The sequence below is a fragment of the Roseateles sp. genome, assembly GCF_965262435.1.
Classification (GTDB): domain Bacteria; phylum Pseudomonadota; class Gammaproteobacteria; order Burkholderiales; family Burkholderiaceae_C; genus Paucibacter_A.
Genome location: NZ_OZ253537.1, coordinates 831,826 through 852,212 on the forward strand (window position 1 = coordinate 831,826; position 20,387 = coordinate 852,212).

Sequence of the window (20,387 nt, forward strand, 5' to 3'; positions counted from 1 at the left end):
TCCCCGGGCTGGTGTTTCATTTGAAGTGGATTGTCCACGGCTTGGCGTTTGCGCTCTACCGGGCTAGCCCGGCCCCCGCTCCGGCGCGCACCCGGCCTTCGACCTGATCGGCCGGCTCGACCGGCGCGGCCACGAGGGGCTGCCAGCCCAGGTCACTGGAAATCACCGCGCCCGGGTTGGCCGCGCGCAGTTCGGCCAGCAGGTCCAGCGGCTGGCCGTTGTGCAAGGAGCCGCGGTCGGCGAAATGCTGGCCCTTCCACCACTTCACCAGCTGCCGGCTCGACAGGCCCGGCGCGCTGCGCCAGACATTGGCCTCGCTGAGGACGCGCGAATGCACGCCCACGCCGATGCTGTAGTCATAGGCCTTCAGGTCCGGCACGCTGAACAGATTGTTGTAGAGGTGCACCTGGCCGTAGCGCACGCGCGGTGTGCGCGCCTGGGTGCGCTCCCAGTGGTTGTGGTGGAAGCTGACGCGCAGATGGCCGGCGTCTTCGCTGCGGCTGTCGCTGCTGCCGATCAGATGGGTCTTGTCGTGGTCGCGGAAATGGCTCCAGCTGACCGTCACCAGATCGGATTGCTGGGTGATGTCCAGCAGGCCGTCGTGGTGCTGCATGGGCCGGCCCAGGGCCCAGCGCTCGGTGCGGTCGGGGCGTTCGCCGTCGTCAAAGGTGCAGTGGTCCACCCAGACCCGGCGCGCCCCGCGCAGCGAGAGGTTGTCGTATTCGGAGTTCCACTCGCCGCTGGCATTGTCCTTGGGGTCCCAGGCGGGGAAAAAGTCGTAGGCATCGGAGAGATGCAGGCCGCGCACGATGATGTTCTGCACCCCGTCCAGCAGCAGCATGCCGTTCTTGAAGCCGGCGTCCGGGCCCAGGCCGACCAGGGTGGTGTCGGACGGAATGCGCACCGTGGTGTGGGCCGATTGCCGGCGTGCCGAGCGCAGCCGCGCCTCTTCCTGCGGCCCGCTCGGTGGCACCTTGCCCCAGGTGGACGGGGCGTAGGCAGCCTCGTAGGCGGGCCAGCTGAAGGCGGGGTCGCGGAAGTCTTCGGCCTGCAGCGGCCGGCCCTGGGCATCGGCGCTGAGGTCGATGCGCCCGCGCACCTGGATGATGCGCGGCCGGGCCGGGCCGGCCAATGCGGCCAGCAACTCGCTGCGGCTGCTGACGGTGACCACATCGGCTGCGGCGGCATCGGCGCCACCGCGCGTGCCGCCGTTCAAGGAGGCCCAGCCGTCGCCAGGCGCCAGCACGCTGCGGGCCCAGGGGCTGAGTTCGGTGTTGGCTCGCTCGACCGGCAGGACGCTGCAAGCGATCAAGGTGCAGGCCGGCAGGATGAGAAGAAGGCTGCGGCGGAGGGGCTTCATGGCAGATCCTGGTTGCGGTGTTCGAACAGGCGGTTCGCTGCGGCGCCCTCGGTCCGGTGCGGCCGGCGCGCGGTGGAGGGGCCCCAGACGCCCTCGCGCCGGGCGTGGATGTGGGCGCCGATGCGGCTTTCGCGCACCACGGCCAGGCCATTCGGTACCGCCGGGCCGGCGCGCCACTCGCCCTTGGCCACGCCCTGGTCCCAGGCGCGGCCGAGCCAGACGCTGCCCGGCGCCAGACCGGCTTCGGCCAGGAAGCGGCTGTCCTGCACGAGGAAGCCGATGGGCTCCTTCGCCGCCGTGCTCGGCGCCAGCACGATGCCGCCCTCGCCCGGCGTGCGCCGCCCGGCGCGGCTGAGCACGGTGCAGCGCTCCAGCAGCAGGCGGGCATCGCCGAAGATGAAATCGACGTCGCCGGCGATCAGGCTGTCATGCACCCAGACGCGGCTTAAGCCCTCACCCTCACGGCGGCGGCTGGCATAGAAGGTGTCCTGATGGCCCCAGAGCTGAACCCGGTCCAGCTCAATGCGGTCACCGCGCGTCATCAAGGCCACGGCCTGGGCGCCGCCGCCCTCGCCCACCTCGGGCGGGTAGCCCTGGCCAGCGCGCACGCCGTCCAGGGCGCTGTTGACGATGCTGAGTTGGCGCAGCGTGACCTCGTCGCTGAACACGGCCACGCTGGCGCTGCCGGCCGTGCCGTGGCGGGGTGCGCTGCTGGCTGGAAAGCAGGGCGAGGCGCCGCCGGCTTCGCGCGGCTGGGCGGCAAAGCGGCCTGCCACCAGGCGCACCTCGCCGGGCTCGCGGCCGGCGCCGTAGATCGTCAGCGGCGGCTTGTCGTGGATGCAGACGTTCTCGACGTAGCGGCCCGGCGCCAGGCGGATGAAGTAGCGTGCCGGCGCACCGGCCACCGGCGCAGCGCTGCGCGAGGGGATGGCGTCGAGGGCCGCTTGCAGGCTGCGGTGGCTGCCGCTGCCGTCGGCCGCCACGCTGAAATGGGCGGGCAGCTCGGCGAGTGGCGCGGCCGCTGCGGGCAGCCAATCTGCGAGGAGGGCGGCGCGGGTGTGCAGCCGGGCTTGTGCATCGGGGAGCTGCGGGCGCAGAGCCGGGCTGGCTTGCGCCTTGCCGGCCAAGACGAGCAGAGCCAGCGCTGCAGCACCGCGCGCTGAGAACAAGACGCTCACTCCAGATCAACCAAATACAGCGCCGGCTCGCCCTCGGCGTCCGAGCTGAACAGCACCTGGCGCTGGTCGGGCGTGAACGAGGGGTGCGGGTGGGTGACCTGGCGGTTGCCCTTGTGCACGCGCCAGGAGCTGTTGTGCCGGGCGATGGGCCGGCTGCTTCCGGCGCGCAGGTCGAAGAGGTGGAGAAAGGGGTCGTTCTGGATCTCGTGGCCGCGCGTGTTGGCCACATCGGTGGGCGTGCCGCTGCCGTCGCCCACCAGCAGGCTGCCGTCGCTATTGCTCATCAGGTGCGAGCAGGGCGGCATGGCGCTGAGGCGGCGGCTTTCCAGCGTCACCGGGTCGAGCGAGCAGATCCAGCGGTCCGTCTGACCTTCCAGGTAGGAAACAAACATCATGGACGAGCCATCGGGCACCCAGAACTCATGCGTGATGCTCTCGCCCGGTTCGTGCTCGCGGCCGCAGCGCAGGCCGCTCCCGTCCTCGTTGATGAACCAGATGCGGGCGTCGATCAGGTCGTGCGGGCCCTCGTGGCAAAAGGCCACCGTGTGGTCGTCGAAGGGGCGGTACTGCGGGTGGCCGAGCCAGCCCTTCTTCTCGAGGATCACCTGGCGCTCGCCGGTGGCCAGGTCGATGCGGAACAGGCGGCAGCGCGGCTGCGCGTGGTACATCTGGTGGAACTTCTGCCAGTCCGACAGGGGGAACCAATCGTCGGCATGGATCTCGATGCCCACCATCTGCGTGCAGGCGCTGTTGGACACCCAGGTGCCGTAACCGACCCAGCCCTGGGGCACGGTGTAGACCACCTCTTCGCTGAGGTCGCCCAGGTCCAGGCGGATCAGCTGGCGCTCGGCGCGCACGAAGTAGAGGTGGTGGTCGTCGGGGCTGAGGAAGCCGCCGAAGGTGTTTTCACCCGCGCCATCGCTGAGCTGGGTGGCGACCTGGCTTTGCAGGTCCAGCAGGTGGTAGTTCCAGTCCGTGCCCGGGCCGAACTCGGCGCCGAAGATCAGGCGCTGGCCATCGTTGGTGAAGCACTTTTGATAGAAGTAGTTGCGATGGCAGGTGATGTCGGTCGGCGTCAGGCGGGTGACGCGGCCGCCCTCGCTGGCGCTCAGGCGCAGCTGGGGGCAGTCGGTGAAGTGGAGCTGGCGTTCGGTGCGTTTCATCGGGTCGTTCCAGGCAGGGGCGGGGTCACTTGATGCGCTGCAGCAGGGCATTGCCCTCGGTGATCAGGCGGCGCGCGGCGTCTTCGTCGCCGGTCTTGCCGTAGGCGATGGTCTCGAACACCTCGCGCATGAATTTGTGCAGGCGGGCATGCTCGAACAAGGGCGCCGGCAGGGCGATCTGGCCGGCCGCGCGCTGCTGGCGGATCTGCTCATGCGCTTGCAGCTCCAGCGGCGGCAGCTTCTTGGCGGCCAGCAGCACCTCGACCTGGGCCTTGGCGACGGGCACGCCGCGGGTGCGGCCGAGGATCAGCGCCGCCTCGCGGCTGGTCAGCAGATAACTGAGCAGCTCGGCGGCCAGCGCGGCATTCTTGCTGTTGCGGCCCACGGCCAGCATCACGGTGGGGCGGCCGAACATGCCGCTGTTCTTGGCACCAGGCAGGGTCGGGTAGTCGCCCAGCACCAGGCGCTGCTTCTTGTCCAGCGTGGCAGCGCGCAGGCCGATCACCGAATCCCAGGTGTAGTTGCCGGCCCAGTTGCCGACCACCCAGTCCTGCTGCTGCTCGGTGGCCTTGTCGGCGCCGCCCAGGCTGGCGCGGAGCTTCAGCGGCGTGGCGACATGGCCGTCCACCAGGCGGCGGTAGGTGCGCACCCAGTCCAGCGCGGCGGCGAAATCCATGGCCACGCGCGGCGAGGCCGGGTCGACGTAGGGCGTGCCGTGCTTTTGCTGCACATAACTCTGCGACAGCAGCATCATGTCGTAGAGCTCGCCGTCCAGCGGGTAGGCCTGCGGGCCCAGGCGGGCGCGCATGGTCTCGCCGGCCGCGAACAGCTCGTCCCAGGTCTTGGGCAAAGGCATGTTGGCGCGATCAAACGCCGCCTGGTTCCAGAGCAGCACGCGGGCGCTGTAGCTGACCGGCAAGGCGTTCAGGTGGCCGGCCACCATGCCGGTCTGCACGTCTTCGGCTTCGAACTGGTCCAGGGCCAGGTGCTGGCGCTGCTGCAGCAGGTCGGCAAAGCCATTGCCGCGCTTGGAGAACATGGCCAGCCAGGCCCAGTTGATCTGCATGAGGTCGGGCTCGGAGCCACCGGCGATCTGGGTCGTCAGGCGCTCCAGATACCCATTGAAACCCATGTACTCGCACTTGATCTTGACGCCCGGGTGCGCGGCTTCGAAAGCGGCGACGGCCTTGAGCGTGGCCTCATGCCGGCTGGCGCCGCCCCACCAGGCAAAGCGCAGCACGGTCGGAGCGCCTGTGCTGGCGCTGCCGTCCGGCCCGCTCGGCGAGCAGCCGGGCAGCAAGCTGCTCGCGGCACCGGCCATGCCGGCGGCCAGCACCGTTCGCCGTTGCAGCAGGGCGGGCTTCACAGCAGCAGGTTCGCGCCGGTGTCGGCGTCGAACAGGTGGGCGCAGGCCATCTGCAGGTGAAAGAGGTGGCTGTCGCCGCGTTGCTTGTCGGCCAGGCCGTTGAGCTGGTCGGCCGGCACGCGCGCCGTCAGCGGCTGATCACCGATGGACAGGTGAACAAAGACTTCGCTGCCCATATGCTCCATGAAGCGCAGCGTGGCCGGCACGGCCAGGCTGTCGCCCTGCGGCCGGGCCTGGGCGCTGATGTGCTCGGGCCGCAGGCCGAACTTGATGGCGGCGCCACGGCCGTGCAGCTTGGCGGCCTTGGCGGGAGGCAGCGGCAGGCGCTGGCCGCCGAGCAGCACGGTCAGGCCCTCTGCGCCGGGCACTTGCTGCAGCTGGGCCTCGAGGATGTTCATCTCGGGTGAGCCGATGAAGCTGGCCACAAAGGCATTGGCCGGGCGGTCGTAGAGCGCGGTGGGTGTGTCCACCTGCTGGATCACGCCGTCCTTGAGCACGCAGATGCGCTGGCCCATGGTCATGGCCTCGACCTGGTCATGGGTCACGTAGATGACGGTGGCCGGCTGGCCCGATTCGCGCAGGGTGCGGTGCAGCTCGGTCAGGCGCACGCGCATGGAGGCGCGCAGCTTGGCATCGAGGTTGGAGAGCGGCTCGTCGAAGAGAAAGACCTCGGGCTTCTTGACGATGGCGCGGCCCACGGCCACGCGCTGGGCCTGGCCGCCGGAGAGCTGCTTGGGGTAGCGGTCCAGCAGATGCTCCATCTCCAGCAGCTGGGCGGCCTGGCGCACGCGCTGGTCGACCTCGGCCTTGGGCGTGCCGGCCAGCTTGAGGCCGAAGGCCAGGTTGTCGTACACCTTCATATGCGGGTAGAGCGCATAGTTCTGGAACACCATGGCGATGCCGCGCTGCTTGGGCGCCAGATCGTTGACGCGCCGGCCGCCGATTTGCAGCTCGCCGCCCGAGATGGTTTCCAGGCCGGCGATCATGCGCAGCAGCGTGGACTTGGCGCAGCCCGAGGGCCCGACAAAGACCATGAACTCGCCGTCCTGCACTTCCAGGTCCACGCCATGCACGGCCTTGAAGCCATTGGGGTAGACCTTCTCGATTTTCTTCAGGCTCAGGTGGGCCACTGTTGTCTCCGTCAGATTTCTATTCGGTCGATTTGTGAAAGGTCTGGACGGCAGGGCGCCCTATTCCGCTCATGTCCCCCGGCCTTCGGCCTCCTCCTTTACTTCGCTTCATAGGACCCCCTGCCGTCCAGCCCCGCCCCATGCTCCCGAAGCGCGCCACTCATCCCTTCACCCCACTCGAAGTCGCCCCTTCGATGAAGTGCTTCTGTGCCAGGAAGAACACCGTCACCGAGGGCACCAGGGCCAGCACGGAGATGGCGATGACGCTGGCCCATTCGACCTCTTCGGTGGCGCCGATGCTCATCTTCAGTGCCAGTGAGACCGGGTATTTTTCGACCGTGGAGAGGTAGATCAGCGGGCCCATGAAATCGTTCATGGTCCAGATGAACTGGAAGACGATGACCGAGATGATGGCCGGCTTGAGCAGGGGCACGATGATGTGCCAGAGCAGCTGCAGGGCGTTGCAGCCGTCGATCTGCGCGGCCTCTTCCATGTCGCGCGGGATGCCGCGCAGGAACTGCACCAGCATGAAGACGAAGAAGGTGTCGGTGGCGAAGGCCGAGGGCACGATCAGGGGCAGGTAGGAATCCAGCCAGCCCACCTCCTTGAACACCAGGTACTGCGGCAGGCGCAGGATGATGAGCGGCAGCATCATGGTGCCCACCATCACCGAGAACAGCAGCTTCTTGCCCCAGAACTCGAAGCGGGCGAAGGCGTAGGCGACCAGCACGCAGGAAATCACCGTCACGACGATGCGCGGGATGGTGATCAGAAAGCTGTTCAGGAAGTAGGTGGCGAAGGTGTACTCGGTGCTGGTCTTCCAGCCCTTGGCGTAGGCGCCGAAATCAAAGCGGGCCGGCCAGAAGCCGATCTCGGTGTAGATCTCGGTGTTGCTCTTGAACGAAGCGCCCACCAGCCAGATCAGCGGGTAGAGCATGACGATGGCCACGGCGCCCAGGGCCAGGTAGCGCAGCCAGGGCCGGCCGCGCTCGCGCACCAGGATCAGTTCGGAGGCGCCGCTCATCGCTTGCTCTCCTTCTCGCCGGCGTAGAACACCCAGTAGCGCGAGCTCCAGAAGGACAAGCCGCTCAAGGCCGCCACCAGGGCGAACAGCACCCAGCTCAGCGCCGCGCCGTAGCCCAGGTTGAAGAAGCGGAAGCTCTGGTCGTAGATGTAGAGCGCCAGCACATAGGTGGAGCTCAGCGGCCCGCCCTCGGTGATCATGTAGGGGCCGTTGAACTCCTGGAAGGCGTGCACCATCTGCATGATCATGTTGAAGAAGATCACCGGCGTGATCAGCGGCACGGTGATGCGGAAGAACTGCTGGCGCTTGCTGGCGCCGTCGCATTCAGCGGCCTCGTAGAGCGCGATTGGCACGTTCTGCAGCGCCGCCAGAAAGATCACCATGGCCGAGCCGAACTGCCAGGTGAAGAGCAGCACGATGGTCCACATCGAGAAGTGCTCGTCGGCCAGCCAGGAGATCGGCTCGATGCCGAACTTGCCCAGGGCGATGTTGACCAGGCCATGCTGGGAAAAGATGAAGCGCCATAGCACGGCCACCGCGATCGAGCCGCCCAGGATGGAGGGCAGGTAGAAGGCCGAGCGGAAGAAGTTGATGCCGCGCATGCGGAAGTTCAGCACATGGGCGATGAAGAGCGCGAAGCCCACGCGCAGCGGCACCGCCAGCATGGCGAACAGCAGGGTCACACCCAGCGATTTGCGGAACAGCGGGTCCTGCGTGGCCAGCTCGCGGTAGTTGTCCAGGCCCACGAACTCGGGCGGGTTGATGATGTCGTACTGCGTGAAGCTGAGCGCCAGGCTCATCACGAAGGGAAACAGCTTGAACAGCAGCACGCCCAGCACAAATGGCAGGACGAACAGAAAGCCCAGCTTCTTGTTCTCATACATACACCGTGTCTCCGGCGGTCTCGTCGTCTGTCGCGACGGTTGGGGGGCAGGGCGCAGTCGCGCCCTGCGAGTGGGTCCAGATCAGCGGGCGAGCCAGCCGCCGTCGACGGCGACGGTATAACCATTCACATAATCGGACGCTTTCGAGGCCAGAAACACCACCGGCCCGGCCAGATCCTCGGGCAGGCCCCAGCGGCCGGCGGGGATGCGCTCCAGGATGGCGGCGCTGCGTCCTTCGTCGGCGCGCAGCGGCGCGGTGTTGTTGGTGGCCATATAGCCGGGCGCGATGGCATTGACGTTGATGCCATGGTTGGCCCATTCATTGGCCATGGCCCGGGTGATGCCCATGACCGCGCTCTTGGAGGCGGTGTAGGAGGGCACGCGCACGCCGCCCTGGTAGGACAGCATGGAGGCGACATTGATGATCTTTCCGCCGCTGCCCTGGGCGATGAAACAGCGCGCCACGGCTTGCGAGAAGAAGAACACCGACTTGAGGTTGAGGTCGATGACATCGTCCCAGTCGGCTTCGCTGAACTTGATCGCGTCCTCGCGGCGGATGATGCCGGCGTTGTTGACCAGGATGTCGACGCGGCCGGTCAGGCTCTTGGCCTGGCTGAGCAGGCCATCGATGCAGCCGATGTCGCTGAGGTTGGCGCGCAGGTCGAGGAAGCGTCGGCCGGTGGCTTCGACCTGGGCGCGCGTGTCCACCGGGTCGGTGACGTTGACGCCGACGATGTCAGCCCCGGCCTCGGCCAGCGCCACGGCCATGCCCTGGCCCAGGCCGGTGTTGCAGCCGGAGACGATGGCCACGCGGCCCTGCAGTTGAAATTGATCGAGGATCATGAAGTGCTTTCGTATGAGGTGGCGTGGCGTTCAGCGCAGCGCAGTCATGGGCACATGGTCCATGTCCTTGAAGACCTGGTTCTCGCCCACCATGCCCCAGATGAAGGTGTAGGCCTGAGTGCCGACGCCGGAGTGGATGCTCCAGCTCGGGCTGATCACTGCCTGCTCGTTGCGCACCACCAGGTGCCGGGTCTGGCTGGGCTCGCCCATCATGTGGAAGACGGCGGCGTTCTCGTTCATGTCGAAGTAGAAGTACACCTCCATGCGCCGGTCGTGCGTGTGGCAGGGCATGGTGTTCCACAGGCTGCCGGGCTCCAGCTGGGTCATGCCCATCAGCAGCTGGCAGGTGGGCAGCACATCGGGCACCAGGAATTTGTAGATGGTGCGGCGGTTGCTGGTCTCGGGCGCGCCCAGGGTCTCGGGCGAGGCCTCGGCCAGCGTCACCTTGCGGTGTGGGTAGGCGGTGTGGGCCGGCGCGCAGTTGAAGTAGAGCTTGGCCGGTTGCGCCGGGTCCACGCTGCTGAAAGCCAGCTCGCGGGCGCCCTGGCCCACGTACAAGGCCTCGCGCGGGCCGATCTCGAAGACCTGCTCGTCGACGCTGACACGGGCGGCGCCGCCGATATTGATGAGGCCCAGCTCGCGGCGCTGCAGGAAGAAATCGGTGCCGGTGTGCTTGCCCAGCTCGGGTGCAAAGCGCACGGCCTGGCCGACCGGCATGATGCCGCCGACGATGATGCGGTCGATCTGGCTGTAGGTCAGCGTCGCTTGGTCGGGCTGGAACAGGTCCTCGACCAGGAAATGGCGGCGCAGGCCCTCGGTGTCCAGGGTTCGTGCGTGTTCGCTGTGGATGGGTTGGCGGATGTCCATGGCTGGGGTCCTAGCGGTCGGGCGGGAGGCCGGCGAAGCCGCGCGCGTCAGGCGGCGGTCGGGGTGCGGGGTGGTGGGCAAGCCCAGGCAGAAGGCCTGTGGCGCTGCGAATGGGTGCAAGCCTAACGCAGCTCAGGACTTTCCTGGAATTATGGTTTCTATTTAGTGAACCGCTGTTTCATTTATTTGGCGGGGCGCTATAGTCTGAGCCATCGATGCGTGAAACGGCCGTTCGCGCCGCAGCAGGAGACGTCCCCGATGAGCACACCGTACTTCGACAACGCCAGCAGCGCCTGGACCGAGCTGGGCGATGGCATCCGCCGCAAGATCGTGGGCCACACGCCGGAGTTGATGTCCGTGCTGGTGCATTTCGACCAGGGCGCCATCGGCAGCGTCCATGCCCATGATGCGCATGACCAGATCGCCTTTGTGGTCAGCGGCTCTTTCGAAGCCGATGTGGCCGGTATCAAGAAGATTCTGCGCGTCGGTGATGCCTTCACCGCGCCGCGCCTGACCCCGCACGGTGTGGTGGCCCTCGAGGCCGGCAGCACCTTGCTCGACCAGTTTTCCCCTCCTCGGCAGGACTACCTCTAAGCCTCTGCCACCGGAGGCGGCCGCACTGCAGCGGCTCGCCCCGGCTCTCCCGATGTAGCGGTGCCCTGCGTGCGCCCTCCAAGCCAGACCCGAACCGGCCAAGCCGCACAGACGGCGCCGGGTCGTGCGAAACCCGCATCAGAGCGTCAGCCGGCCCCGACCGAGCGACGCCGCCCCAAACCATTGGAGACAAGCCATGACCTCGCGCCCCGCTTCGCCGCAGACGCCCCAATTCACTTGCCGCCGCAGCCTGCTCTCGCTCGCCTCGCTGGCTGCCCTCAGCACTTTGGCCGCCGGCGCCCAGGCGCAGAGCGCGCCGCCACCGGCCGCCCCGGCTGCCGAACAGCCCGCCAAGGCCAACCTGGACACCGTCACCGTCACCGGCCTGCGGGCCTCGCTGGAAAGTGCGCTGCGCGCCAAGCGCGATGACAACAGCATCGTCGATGTCATCAAGGCCGAGGACATGGGCAAGTTCCCCGACACCAACCTGGCCGAATCGCTGCAGCGCGTGCCCGGCGTGGTGATCGACCGCGACGCCGGCGAGGGCCGCAACATCACTGTGCGCGGCCTGGGCCAGGATTTCACCCGCGTGCGCATCAACGGCATCGAGGGTCTGGCCACCACAGGCGGCACCGACAGCTCCGGCGGAGCCAACCGCTCGCGCGGCTTCGACTTCAATGTCTTCGCTTCCGAGTTGTTCAACTCGCTGACCGTGCGCAAGAGCAGTTCCGCCGATGTGGACGAAGGCTCGCTGGGCGCCACGGTGGACCTGCAAACCACCCGGCCTTTCGACCTGAAGGGCTTCAAGGGCATGGTCTCGCTCAAGGGCGGCTACAACGACCTTTCGGCCAAGACCACGCCGCGCGCTGCCTTCCTGCTGTCCAACACCTTTGCCGACAACAAGCTGGGCGTGCTGATCTCGGGCGCCTACTCGCAGCGCAAGGTGCTGGAAGAAGGCTTCAGCACCGTGCGCTGGGACAACGGCCCCTCCTCGGGCGGCTGGTGCGCCCCACAGGGCGTGACGCCCGCCAACCCGACGAACTCGAGCGCCACCACCTGCGGCCCGGCGGCTCAGGGTGTGCTGCGCCTGCCCAACACCGCCGCCAATATCGCGACCTACAACGAGGCCAGCAAGGCCGAGAACTTCCACCCCCGCCTGCCCCGTTACGGCCGCCTGACCCATGACCAAGATCGTCTGGGGGTGACCGCCGCCGTGCAGTTCAAGCCGGCCGATGGCACCTTGCTGACCCTGGACCTGCTCTACTCCAAGCTCGACGCCACCCGCCAGGAAGACTTCCTGGAAGTGATCTCCTTCAGCCGCAACGCCGGCCAGGGCGGCAAGCCGCAGACCAGCGTGGTCTCGGCCAGCTATGCGCCCAACGGCGCCCTGCTCAAGGGCGTGTTCAACGGCGTGGATGTGCGCGCCGAGTCGCGTTTCGACGAGCTCTCCACCACCTTCACCCAGCCCACCCTGACCCTGGAGCAGGACTTCGGCGATCATGTGCGCCTGACCGCCCGGGCCGGCCGCGCCACCAGCAAGTTCCGCAACCCGGTGCAGACCACCACGACGCTGGACGCGCTCAATGTCAACGGCTACAGCATTGACTTCAGCGCCGACGACCGCGCCCCGGCCATCAGCTACCCCTTCGACCCCACCCAGGCCGGCGGCGCCCTGACCCTGGTCGGTGTGCCGGTGGCCAGCAGCGGCACACAGGCCGGCACCATCGCCAACACCACCAGCAGCGAAATCCGCATCCGCCCGCAAGGCGCCAGCAACACCAACGATGTGTTCCATCTGGACCTGGCCTGGGACGTGGTGCCGAACAAGCTCACGTTCAAGGGCGGGGTGGACTACAAGAAGTACAGCTTCGACTCCTACGAGTTCCGCCGCGTCAACCAGAACGACACCATATTCCCGGTGCCGGCCGGCAGTACGGTGGCCAGCCTGACGACCAGCCTCAGCGGCTTCGGCAAGGGCCAGAACCTGCCTGCTGGCACGGCCACCAGCTGGGTCATCCCCAACCTGGCCGCCATCGCCCAGGCCTACGACATCTACTGCAATTGCATCAAGAGTGGCCCGGCCGGCGGCCCTGGTGACTTCACGCTTTCGTCCATCACCAACGGCAATGCGCGCGGCAACAACCGCAGCGTCACCGAGCAGGACGAGGCGGCCTTCTTCCAACTGGATTTCAACACCCGCCTCGGTGACATCCCGGTGCGCGGCAATATCGGCACCCGCTACGTCAAGACCCGGCTCGCAGCCACCGGCTACCAGGCCACCAGCGGCGGCACCGCCGTGACCGTGGACCATCTCTACGACGACCTGCTGCCCGCCGCCAACCTGGCCGCGACGCTGAGCAAGGACGTGATCGTGCGCTTCGCCGCGGCCAAGGTCATGGCCCGGCCGCAGCTGGGCAATCTGAGCCCGGGCGGCACGGTGTCCACCACTGGTACCTTGTCGGTCACCAGCGGCAACCCCCTGCTCAAGCCTTTCCGCGCCACCACCTTCGATTCCAGCATCGAGTGGTATTTCGCCAAGAACGCCTTCCTGGGCCTGGGCCTGTTCCAGAAGAACATCAGCACCTACATCCAGAGCATCCGCAACAACATCCCCTTCAAGCAGACCGGCCTGCCCATGAGCCTGCTGCCGAGCAACTTCACCGGCGACGAGGTCTTCCAGGTCACCGCCCCCATCAACACCGACGGTGGCAAGCTGCAGGGCTTCGAGCTCAACTACCAGCAGCCCTTCACCTTCCTGCCCGGCTGGGGCAAGAACTTCGGTGCCCTGCTGAACTACACCTATGTGAAGAGCAAGATCGAGTACGTGGTCTCGCCCACCAGCACGGCCACCATCACCGACGACTTGATCAACCTCTCGCCCAAGTCCTGGAACGCCACGCTGTACTACGACGACGGCGCCTTCAGCGCCCGCATCTCCGGCTCGCAGCGCTCCGGCTTCGTCACCCGTGTGCCGGGTCAGAATAACAACGATGTCGAGGGCAAGAACAAGACCTTCAACGTCGATGTGTCCCTGAGCTACAAGTTCAATGACAAACTGGAAGTGACCCTGGAAGGTGTCAACCTGACCAACCAGGCCAACGACCAGTTCATCAGCCGGGCGCGTGACAGCGTGGTGGTCAACAACGTCACCGGCCGTGAGTTCCTGGTCGGCTTGCGTTACCGCTTCTGAGGCGGCGATGCGGCGGGTCTGGGGACTTGGGCTGCTGGCGCTGGCCAGCACCCACGCTTGGGGCGAGCCCGGGGCGGCTCAGGTGCTCCAGGCCCGCGTGGTCCTGGTGGGTGACTCCACCCTGGCCACGCGCAGCGGCTATGGCGACGCTTTGTGCGCCCGCTTCAGGCCGGAGCTGCAATGCCTGAACCTGGCGCGCGGCGGCCGCAGCAGCGCCAGCTTCCGGGCCGAGGGTTTGTGGGATGCCTTGCGCGAGCGCTTGCGCCAGGAACTGCTGCGGCCGACCTGGGTGCTGATCCAGTTCGGCCACAACGACCAGCCGGGCAAGCCCGGCCGCTCCACCGATCTGGCGACCGAGTTTCCCGTCAACCTGGCCCGTTACTTGAGCGAGCTGCGCGAGCTGGGCGCGACGCCGGTTCTGCTGACTCCTCTGACCCGGCGCAGTTTTCGCGAGGGCCAGCTGCTCAATGACCTGCGCCCCTGGTCCGAGGCCGCGCTGCGGGTGGCGGCTGAGGCCGCGCCGCCCGTCGCCGCCATCGACCTCAATGCCCTGAGTCATGCCCTGGTGCAAGCCATGGGCGAGGACGAGGCCGACCGCCTGGCCATGGCACCCAAGCCCAGCGCGGCCGAGCCGGTGGCTGCAGCCGCGTCGGCGGAACGTGCGGGCGCTGCCAAGAGCGCGTTTGATCGCACCCATGTGGGCGAGCGGGGCGCGCAGCTGTTCTCGGCCCTGGTGCTGCGCGAGTTGCTGCGAGTGCAGCCCGCGCTGGCGCCCTATGCCTTGAGCCCTGCCTCGGGCAATTGAGGCTTCGCAGGCAGACAGCCTCGCCGCCGATGCCGCCGCTGGCGCCGAGCACCAAGCCCGAGAACAGCCGCGCGCGGAACTGCCGACGATGTGCCAGCGGCTATACAGTTCTGCATGGACTCCAAGAACAAAGATCCCGAAAGCAGCGCCAGCAGCAACAAACTCGGCAAGGACATCGGCTGGGAGCTGTACCGAACCTTCCTCGGCGTGCTGCAGGAGGGCTCGCAATCGGGCGCCGCCCGCGCCCTGGGCCTGGCCCAGCCGACCGTGGGCCGGCATATCGAAGCGCTGGAGCAGGCTCTCGGCCTGCCGCTCTTCACCCGCTCGCAGCAAGGCCTCTTGCCCACCGAGGCGGCGCTGACCTTGCGAGAAGGCGCCGAGGCCATGGCCCGCCAGGCCGCCGCCCTGCAGCGTTTGGCACAAGAGCGCCAGCTCGGCGCCCAGGGCCAGCTGCGCGGCGTGGTGCGGGTGACGGCCAGCGAGGTCATGGGCGTGGAAGTGCTGCCGCCCATCCTGGCCCGGCTGGCGCAGGAGGAGCCCGGCCTTGTGATCGAGCTGGTGCTCAGCAGCCGCATGCAGGACCTGCTGCAGCGCGAGGCCGACATCGCCGTGCGCATGACCGCGCCCACGCAGGAGCAGCTGATCGCGCGCCGCCTGGGCACGCTGGAGCTGGGCCTGTTCGCCCGCAGCGACTACCTGGACCGCGCCGGCCGCCCGGCCATGCTGGAGGATCTGGCTGCGCACCGCCTGGTGGGCTATGACCAGGAAACGCCCTTCATCCGTGCCGCCCGCCAGGGCTTCCCGAGCTGGCGCCGTGAGGCCTTTGCCCTGCGCAGCGACAGCGATCTGGCCCAGCTGGCCTTGCTGCGCGCCGGCGCCGGAATCGGCGTCTGTCAAGTTGCCCTGGCGCGGCGCAGCCCGGGTCTGGAGCGCGTGCTGCCCGAGCAGCTCAGCCTGCCGCTGGAAACCTGGCTGGCCATGCACGAAGACCTGCGCCAAAGCCTGGCCTGCAAGCGCGTGTTCGAGGCGCTGGCCGAGGGCTTGAGTGAAATGATGGCGGCACCGGCCTGACGGGGCCGCTGCAAATCGCGGAAAATGCCGGCATCCAGCCCCGCCCGGGGCCTTTTGTTTTTTGACGATTGCTGCCGCCATGACCGACACCGCCGCTCCCACCGACCGCCCTGCCATTCCCGACCACCTGTCCATCGACCCGCGCAGCCCGCACCACGATGCCGCCGTGTTCCAGCACGACATCGGCATCCGCCTGAACGGCAAGGAGCGCTTCGATGTGGCCGAGTACTGCATCAGCGAAGGCTGGGTCAAGGTGCCGGCCGGCCGCACCGTGGACCGCAAGGGCAACCCGGTGATGATCAAGCTCAAGGGCACGGTGGAAGCTTTCTACAGCTGAAGCTCCGCCCGAGCCTGCCCCCGCCAGGCCGCGCGCTGCCCGCATGCTGGACCCCGCGTATTTTTCTGCCGCGCAGATTTTTGGTTATGTCGCCTTCGCCTGCGGCGTGGCCTGTTTTGCGCAGACCGACGATCGCCGCTTCAAGGTCTTCATGGCCCTGGAGTGTTTCGCCTATGTGCTGCACTTCTGGCTGCTCGGCCAGCCTACCGCTGTTGCCAGCAGCCTGGTTTCGCTGGGCCGATCGCTGGCCTCGCTGCGCAGCCGCTCGCCCTGGGTGGGCCTGGGCTTCATCGGCCTGAGCGCCGGCCTGGGCCTGTGGCTCCAGCAGGGCTGGCTCTCGCTGCTGCCGATCGCCGCCTCCAGCATCGGCACGACGGCGCTGTTTTTCCTGAGCGGGCTGCGCATGCGCCTGCTGATGCTGCTGGGCACCTTGCTGTGGCTGGTCAACAACTTGGTGGTGGGCTCGGTGGGCGGCAGCCTGCTCGAAGCCACCATCGCCCTGACCAACAGCTGGACGCTGTGGCGGCTTTGGCGCCGCCCGCCGGAGGCCGCTCAGGCCGTGTGAGCTGCGATGCGCGTCAGCGCCCGCGGCGGAACAGCGAGGCCCAGCCGGCGCGGGGGCTCATGTCATCCAGATTCCAGGCCTCGGGCTGAAACGCCTGCTTGCTGGGCGCGTAGCGCGGGTAGCCGCTGGCGTTCTGCAGCTCGCTGTCGATGATCTGGCCACGGCCTTCGGCCACATCGGACAGCAGCTTGAAATCAATCGGGTCGCGGTCCCAGGGCCGGGCGCCCACGGCCAGAGGCAGCTCCGCCTCCAGGCGCCGTGCCGGCAGGATGCGGCTCAGCGGCAGGCCGGCGGGCAGCTCGGGCGCCTGCAGTTGCAGGATGCGCGCTTGGCCGGCGCTGTAGATGCCGGTCTGGGCCACGGCGGCGCCGTACTCGTCCACCGCCAGGTTGTCGTGCAGGAACAGCGCCACGTCGCCGTGGCCGCCGAGTGCGAACAAGGGCGTGTTGGGCCGCGTGTCCGGCCCCTGGCGGTAGGCATTGCCGATCAGGCTGATGCGGCCGGTCTGCCAGGGGTGGGTGGCCCACTCGTGCGCGACCAGGTTGTAGTGCACCGCCTTGTTGCCGGGGTTGTAGATCAGGTTGTTGACCATGGCCGCCTGCACGCCGCCTTTGAACAAGGCATTGCGCTCGCGGTTGGAGGCGTAGAGATTGGCGTAGAGCAGGATGCCGCTGGCGTTGTCGTGCACCAGTGTGCCCTTGGAGTGCTCGCCCTTCTCGTGCACCGAAGTGCCCAGGCCCTCGTAGATCAGGTTGTGGCTGTAGGTGATGGCGTGCGAGGTGTTGCGGCGCCAGTCCTCAGGCGTGGCGCCCTCGAAACGCGGGCCGCCGACCGACAGGTTTTCGTCGCTGGCCCAGGACAGGCTGCAGTGGTCGACGATGATGTGGTGGGCCGCGCCCTGGGTGGAGATGCCGTCTTGGTCGGCGCCGCTTTTCTTGGCGCGGCCGAACTCTCCGGGCCGGAACATCAGGTGCTGGACGATCACCTGATGGGTGGCGATATTGGTCTCGCCCTTGATCACGGTGATGCCAGGCTTGGGGGCGGTCTGGCCGGCAATGGTCAGGTAGGGGTGGCGGATGTTGAGGGTCTGGCCGGCCAGGTCGATGACGCCGCCGACTTCAAACACCACGATGCGCGGCCCCTCGGCCTCCAGCGCCTCGCGCAGCGAGCCGGGGCCGGATTCCTTGAGATTGCTGACCCGCAAGATGCGCCCGCCACGGCCGCCCACGGTGCCGGTGGCCCAGCCTTGCACGCTGATGCCGGCGGGGTCCAGCTGGGGTCTTGGCGGGCTCTCGGCGCTGGCAGGGAAAGGCAACAGGGCCAGCAGGCAGACGCTGGCGAGCAGATGTCGACGACGCATGGTGCTGCTCATGACTGGGGCTGCAGCAGATCGGCCATCAGGGCCGGCTCGATCAAGGCGCCGCGATGCTGGATCACGCGCGCGGCCAGGCGGTTGCCGAAGCGTGCCGATTCCACCGCCGGGCGGCCGCGCAGGCGCTGGCTCAGATAGCCGCCGGCAAAGGAGTCGCCGGCCGCCGTGGTGTCGACCACGCGCTCGACGCGTTCGGTGGCGGCTTCCCGCCAGTCCGGGGCGCCGGCTTCGGGCGCGCGCACCAGGGTGGCTTCGGCGCCGCGCTTGATCAGCAGCTCGGGCGGGGCCAGGTCTTGCGCGGCGGCCACCGCCTCGGCCAGGCTGGGCAGCTCGAACAAGGCCTGGTGGTCGTCGGCCGTGATCAGGCCCACATTGGCCAGCTCCAGCGCGCGGCGGAAGACCGCCTGCGCCTCGGCGCGGCTGGCCCAGAGCCGCGGCCGGTAGTTGTTGTCGAACACCACCATGGTGCCCCGCGCGCGCAGCGCCTCCATCAAGGCAAACACGCGCTCGCGCCCGGCCGGCGGCAGGATGGCCAGGCTGATGCCGCTCAGGTAGAACAGGTCCCAGTCGGCGGCCTGGTCCTCCAAAGGCGTGCGCTCGCTCTCAAAGTAGGCCTTGGCGGCGCTGGTGTCGCGCCAGTAGTTGAAGCTCCGCTCGCCGCGCGCATCGACCTCAATCATGTAAAGCCCGGGCATGCGGCCGGGGATCTGGCGCACCAGATCCAGGGCCAGGCCTTCGGCCGCCCAGCGCTCCATCAGGCCACGGCTGAGGCCGTCCTCGCCCAGGCCGGTGGCGTAGTGCACGGTGTAGGGCGCGGCGGCCTCGGCCTCGTTCTTGCCTTGATCCGCAGCACAGCGCGCCAGATAAACGGCGGTGTTCAGGGTGTCGCCGCCAAAGCCTTGTTGCAGCGTGCCAAAGGCCGGGCCGACCAGCTCCAGCATGCATTCGCCGAGCACCGCCACCTGCTTTGTTGAAGCTACCCTCATGGAATCCCTTAGTTATTTGGAACGCTGTTTCGTTATTCTATTTGCGAGCGAACGAATTTCGAAACAAGGGCTGACCCTGATGCGCCGAGGCTGAGGCCGCGCGCGTGCCCGGGCAGACCCCCCCTGACTCGCCCGGAGACGCCCCCCATGTTTTGCCCCCGCTTCAAGATCCTGCCCGCTGCTGCCTTGCTGGCCCTGGCGCTGACCCAGCCGGCCGCCCAGGCCCTGACTCTGCGCGCCGCCGATGTGCACAACAGCAATGAGTACCCGACCGTGCTGGCGCTCAAACGCATGGGCGAGCTGCTGGAGCAGCGCAGCGCCGGGCGCATCAAGCTCAAGGTCTTCAACAAGGGCGCGCTCGGCACCGAGAAGGAAACCATCGACCAGCTCAAGATCGGCGCGCTCGAGCTGACCCGCGTGCACATCAGCCCCATGAACGCCATCTGCCCGCAGACCCAGGTGCCGACCATGCCCTTTTTGTTCCGCTCGGTCGCACAGATGCGCCGCGCGCTGGACGGCCCGGCCGGCGAGGAGATCCTGCGCGCCTGCGAGCCACAGGGCTTCATCGGCCTGGCCTTCTACGACAGCGGCGCCCGCTCCATCTATGCCCGCAAGCCGATCAAGATCCCGGCCGATGCCAAGGGCTTGAAGATCCGCGTGCCGCAGTCGGACCTCTGGGTGGCGGTGGCCGCGGCCCTGGGCGCCAATGCCACGCCCATGCCGGTGGGCGAGGTCTACACCGGCCTCAAGACCGGCCTGGTCGACGCGGCCGAAAACAACCTGCCCTCGTTTGAAGGCTTCAAGCATTTCGAGGCGGTCAAGTTCTACTCCCGCACCGAGCACTCCATGGCGCCCGAGCTGCTGCTGATGAGCAAAAGGGTCTACGACGGCCTGCCGCCCGCGGACCAGCAGCTGATCCGCGCCGCGGCCAAGGAATCGGTCGCCTTCCAGCGCTTGCGCTGGGACGAGCAGGAGGCCAAATCGCTGGCCCTGGTGAGAGCCGGCGGCGCGCAGATCGTCGACGTGGACAAGAGCGCCTTCCAGGCTGTGATGCCGCCGGTCTACGCCCGCTTCATGAACACGCCCGAGCTGCAGCGCCTGGTCAAGACCTTGCAGGAGACACCGTGAACTTCACAGCACTCACGCGCTTGTGTGCCGCCCTGTCCAAGCTGGCGCTGGTGGCCGCCGTGGTCTGCCTGATCGCAGTGCTGCTGTGCGTGCAGTTGCAAGTGGTAGGCCGTTATGTCTTCAACGACACGCCCACCTGGACCGAGGGCCTGGCCATGCTGTTGGTGCTCTACGTCACCGCCTTCGGCGTGGCCGTGGGCGTGCGCGATGCCGGCCACATCGGCCTGGAGTCTTTGCTGGTGCTGCTGCCCGAGCGCTGGCGCCTGCGTCTGGAGCTGTTGGTCCATGCCCTGGTGGCGGGCTTTGGCGCGCTGATGGCGCAGTCGGGCTGGGTCTGGACGCAGCTGAAATGGAGCGAGCCCAAGCCCATGCTGGGCGTGCCCGAGGGGCTGGACTACCTGCCGCTGCTGATTGCCGGCGTGCTGATCGTGCTGTTCTCGCTGGAGCATATGCGTGCGCTCTGGCGCGGTGAGGCGGTGCTCCCGTCCTGGTACTGAACCAAGCGCAGCACACCGCCTGGCGAA

19 protein-coding genes are annotated in these 20,387 nt (G+C 67.8%); 8 read left to right on the plus strand and 11 right to left on the minus strand.

Annotation, left to right across the window (positions count from 1 at the left end; all coding sequences use genetic code 11):
• Positions 1–55: 55 nt before the first annotated feature.
• The 9 genes from ACQY39_RS03745 to kduI all read right to left on the minus strand — a co-directional run bounded on the left by ACQY39_RS03745 (position 56) and on the right by kduI (position 9,815).
• A complete protein-coding gene (locus ACQY39_RS03745; RefSeq protein ID WP_428503547.1) occupies positions 56–1,360 on the minus strand; it encodes a pectate lyase family protein in 1,305 nt (434 codons plus the stop codon).
• Positions 1,357–2,529: a pectinesterase family protein gene (locus ACQY39_RS03750; RefSeq protein ID WP_428503548.1), complete on the minus strand. Its 1,173-nt coding sequence runs from the start codon at positions 2,527–2,529 to the stop codon at positions 1,357–1,359. Before ACQY39_RS03750 ends, ACQY39_RS03745 begins: the two co-directional genes overlap by 4 nt.
• Before the next feature lie 5 nt (positions 2,530–2,534).
• Positions 2,535–3,701, minus strand: a complete 1,167-nt coding sequence (locus tag ACQY39_RS03755; RefSeq protein WP_428503549.1) for an oligogalacturonate lyase family protein — start codon at positions 3,699–3,701, stop codon at positions 2,535–2,537.
• Positions 3,702–3,726: 25 nt separating this feature from the next.
• A complete protein-coding gene (locus ACQY39_RS03760) occupies positions 3,727–5,067 on the minus strand; it encodes an ABC transporter substrate-binding protein (RefSeq protein WP_428503550.1) in 1,341 nt (446 codons plus the stop codon).
• On the minus strand, positions 5,064–6,197 hold the full coding sequence (locus tag ACQY39_RS03765; RefSeq protein ID WP_428503551.1) for an ABC transporter ATP-binding protein: 1,134 nt from the start codon (positions 6,195–6,197) through the stop codon (positions 5,064–5,066). The genes ACQY39_RS03760 and ACQY39_RS03765 overlap by 4 nt, the downstream gene beginning before the upstream one ends.
• Before the next feature lie 160 nt (positions 6,198–6,357).
• Complete coding sequence (locus tag ACQY39_RS03770) at positions 6,358–7,221, minus strand: carbohydrate ABC transporter permease (protein WP_428503552.1); 864 nt, start codon at positions 7,219–7,221, stop codon at positions 6,358–6,360.
• A complete protein-coding gene (locus ACQY39_RS03775; protein ID WP_271007768.1) occupies positions 7,218–8,105 on the minus strand; it encodes a carbohydrate ABC transporter permease in 888 nt (295 codons plus the stop codon). Before ACQY39_RS03775 ends, ACQY39_RS03770 begins: the two co-directional genes overlap by 4 nt.
• 81 nt (positions 8,106–8,186) lie before the next feature.
• Entirely contained in the window at positions 8,187–8,948 is a 762-nt protein-coding gene (gene kduD / locus ACQY39_RS03780) for a 2-dehydro-3-deoxy-D-gluconate 5-dehydrogenase KduD (RefSeq protein ID WP_428503553.1), read from the minus strand.
• 30 nt (positions 8,949–8,978) lie between these two features.
• Positions 8,979–9,815 carry a 5-dehydro-4-deoxy-D-glucuronate isomerase gene (gene kduI, locus ACQY39_RS03785; RefSeq protein ID WP_428503554.1) on the minus strand — a complete coding sequence of 279 codons (837 nt, stop codon included), beginning with the start codon at positions 9,813–9,815 and terminating at the stop codon, positions 8,979–8,981.
• A 258-nt stretch (positions 9,816–10,073) separates the two neighbouring features.
• On the opposite strand from kduI, the gene ACQY39_RS03790 reads away from it, so the two are divergent.
• From ACQY39_RS03790 to ACQY39_RS03815, 6 genes are all read left to right on the plus strand, one after another.
• Positions 10,074–10,409: a cupin domain-containing protein gene (locus ACQY39_RS03790; RefSeq protein WP_428503555.1), complete on the plus strand. Its 336-nt coding sequence runs from the start codon at positions 10,074–10,076 to the stop codon at positions 10,407–10,409.
• 196 nt (positions 10,410–10,605) lie between these two features.
• Positions 10,606–13,599, plus strand: a complete 2,994-nt coding sequence (locus tag ACQY39_RS03795) for a TonB-dependent receptor (protein ID WP_428503556.1) — start codon at positions 10,606–10,608, stop codon at positions 13,597–13,599.
• Between the two features lie 7 nt (positions 13,600–13,606).
• The gene (locus ACQY39_RS03800; RefSeq protein ID WP_428503557.1) at positions 13,607–14,404 is read left to right on the plus strand and encodes a rhamnogalacturonan acetylesterase; all 798 of its coding nucleotides are present in this window, start codon (positions 13,607–13,609) and stop codon (positions 14,402–14,404) included.
• A 114-nt stretch (positions 14,405–14,518) separates the two neighbouring features.
• Entirely contained in the window at positions 14,519–15,475 is a 957-nt protein-coding gene (locus tag ACQY39_RS03805) for a LysR family transcriptional regulator (RefSeq protein ID WP_428503558.1), read from the plus strand.
• Between the two features lie 79 nt (positions 15,476–15,554).
• Positions 15,555–15,812, plus strand: a complete 258-nt coding sequence (locus ACQY39_RS03810; protein WP_263515976.1) for a DUF3297 family protein — start codon at positions 15,555–15,557, stop codon at positions 15,810–15,812.
• Positions 15,813–15,855: 43 nt separating this feature from the next.
• The gene (locus ACQY39_RS03815; RefSeq protein ID WP_428503559.1) at positions 15,856–16,377 is read left to right on the plus strand and encodes a YgjV family protein; all 522 of its coding nucleotides are present in this window, start codon (positions 15,856–15,858) and stop codon (positions 16,375–16,377) included.
• 13 nt (positions 16,378–16,390) lie between these two features.
• Here ACQY39_RS03815 and ACQY39_RS03820 read toward each other — a convergent pair whose 3' ends face one another.
• Both ACQY39_RS03820 and ACQY39_RS03825 read right to left on the minus strand, forming a co-directional pair.
• A complete protein-coding gene (locus ACQY39_RS03820; protein WP_428503560.1) occupies positions 16,391–17,749 on the minus strand; it encodes a pectate lyase family protein in 1,359 nt (452 codons plus the stop codon).
• Positions 17,746–18,735 (minus strand): sugar kinase, encoded by a 990-nt coding sequence (locus ACQY39_RS03825; RefSeq protein WP_428503561.1) that lies wholly within the window; start codon positions 18,733–18,735, stop codon positions 17,746–17,748. The genes ACQY39_RS03820 and ACQY39_RS03825 overlap by 4 nt, the downstream gene beginning before the upstream one ends.
• 147 nt (positions 18,736–18,882) lie before the next feature.
• Between ACQY39_RS03825 and ACQY39_RS03830 the strand changes: the two genes are divergently transcribed.
• Together ACQY39_RS03830 and ACQY39_RS03835 are read left to right on the plus strand one after the other, a co-directional pair.
• Positions 18,883–19,863 carry a TRAP transporter substrate-binding protein gene (locus ACQY39_RS03830; protein ID WP_428503562.1) on the plus strand — a complete coding sequence of 327 codons (981 nt, stop codon included), beginning with the start codon at positions 18,883–18,885 and terminating at the stop codon, positions 19,861–19,863.
• On the plus strand, positions 19,860–20,360 hold the full coding sequence (locus tag ACQY39_RS03835) for a TRAP transporter small permease (RefSeq protein WP_428503563.1): 501 nt from the start codon (positions 19,860–19,862) through the stop codon (positions 20,358–20,360). Before ACQY39_RS03830 ends, ACQY39_RS03835 begins: the two co-directional genes overlap by 4 nt.
• The last annotated feature ends 27 nt before the right edge of the window (positions 20,361–20,387 follow it).

What these genes read in the sequence shown, in the direction of transcription:
- ACQY39_RS03775 (WP_271007768.1), bottom strand. Translation starts at nt 8,105, where the DNA reads ATGTATGAGAACAAGAAGCTGGGCTTTCTGTTCGTCCTGCCATTTGTG.
- ACQY39_RS03755 (WP_428503549.1), bottom strand. Translation starts at nt 3,701, where the DNA reads ATGAAACGCACCGAACGCCAGCTCCACTTCACCGACTGCCCCCAGCTG.
- ACQY39_RS03770 (WP_428503552.1), bottom strand. Translation starts at nt 7,221, where the DNA reads ATGAGCGGCGCCTCCGAACTGATCCTGGTGCGCGAGCGCGGCCGGCCC.
- kduD (WP_428503553.1), bottom strand. Translation starts at nt 8,948, where the DNA reads ATGATCCTCGATCAATTTCAACTGCAGGGCCGCGTGGCCATCGTCTCC.
- ACQY39_RS03805 (WP_428503558.1), top strand. Translation starts at nt 14,519, where the DNA reads ATGGACTCCAAGAACAAAGATCCCGAAAGCAGCGCCAGCAGCAACAAA.
- ACQY39_RS03745 (WP_428503547.1), bottom strand. Translation starts at nt 1,360, where the DNA reads ATGAAGCCCCTCCGCCGCAGCCTTCTTCTCATCCTGCCGGCCTGCACC.
- ACQY39_RS03830 (WP_428503562.1), top strand. Translation starts at nt 18,883, where the DNA reads ATGTTTTGCCCCCGCTTCAAGATCCTGCCCGCTGCTGCCTTGCTGGCC.
- ACQY39_RS03820 (WP_428503560.1), bottom strand. Translation starts at nt 17,749, where the DNA reads ATGAGCAGCACCATGCGTCGTCGACATCTGCTCGCCAGCGTCTGCCTG.
- ACQY39_RS03790 (WP_428503555.1), top strand. Translation starts at nt 10,074, where the DNA reads ATGAGCACACCGTACTTCGACAACGCCAGCAGCGCCTGGACCGAGCTG.
- ACQY39_RS03795 (WP_428503556.1), top strand. Translation starts at nt 10,606, where the DNA reads ATGACCTCGCGCCCCGCTTCGCCGCAGACGCCCCAATTCACTTGCCGC.
- ACQY39_RS03815 (WP_428503559.1), top strand. Translation starts at nt 15,856, where the DNA reads ATGCTGGACCCCGCGTATTTTTCTGCCGCGCAGATTTTTGGTTATGTC.
- ACQY39_RS03800 (WP_428503557.1), top strand. Translation starts at nt 13,607, where the DNA reads ATGCGGCGGGTCTGGGGACTTGGGCTGCTGGCGCTGGCCAGCACCCAC.
- ACQY39_RS03810 (WP_263515976.1), top strand. Translation starts at nt 15,555, where the DNA reads ATGACCGACACCGCCGCTCCCACCGACCGCCCTGCCATTCCCGACCAC.
- ACQY39_RS03825 (WP_428503561.1), bottom strand. Translation starts at nt 18,735, where the DNA reads ATGAGGGTAGCTTCAACAAAGCAGGTGGCGGTGCTCGGCGAATGCATG.
- kduI (WP_428503554.1), bottom strand. Translation starts at nt 9,815, where the DNA reads ATGGACATCCGCCAACCCATCCACAGCGAACACGCACGAACCCTGGAC.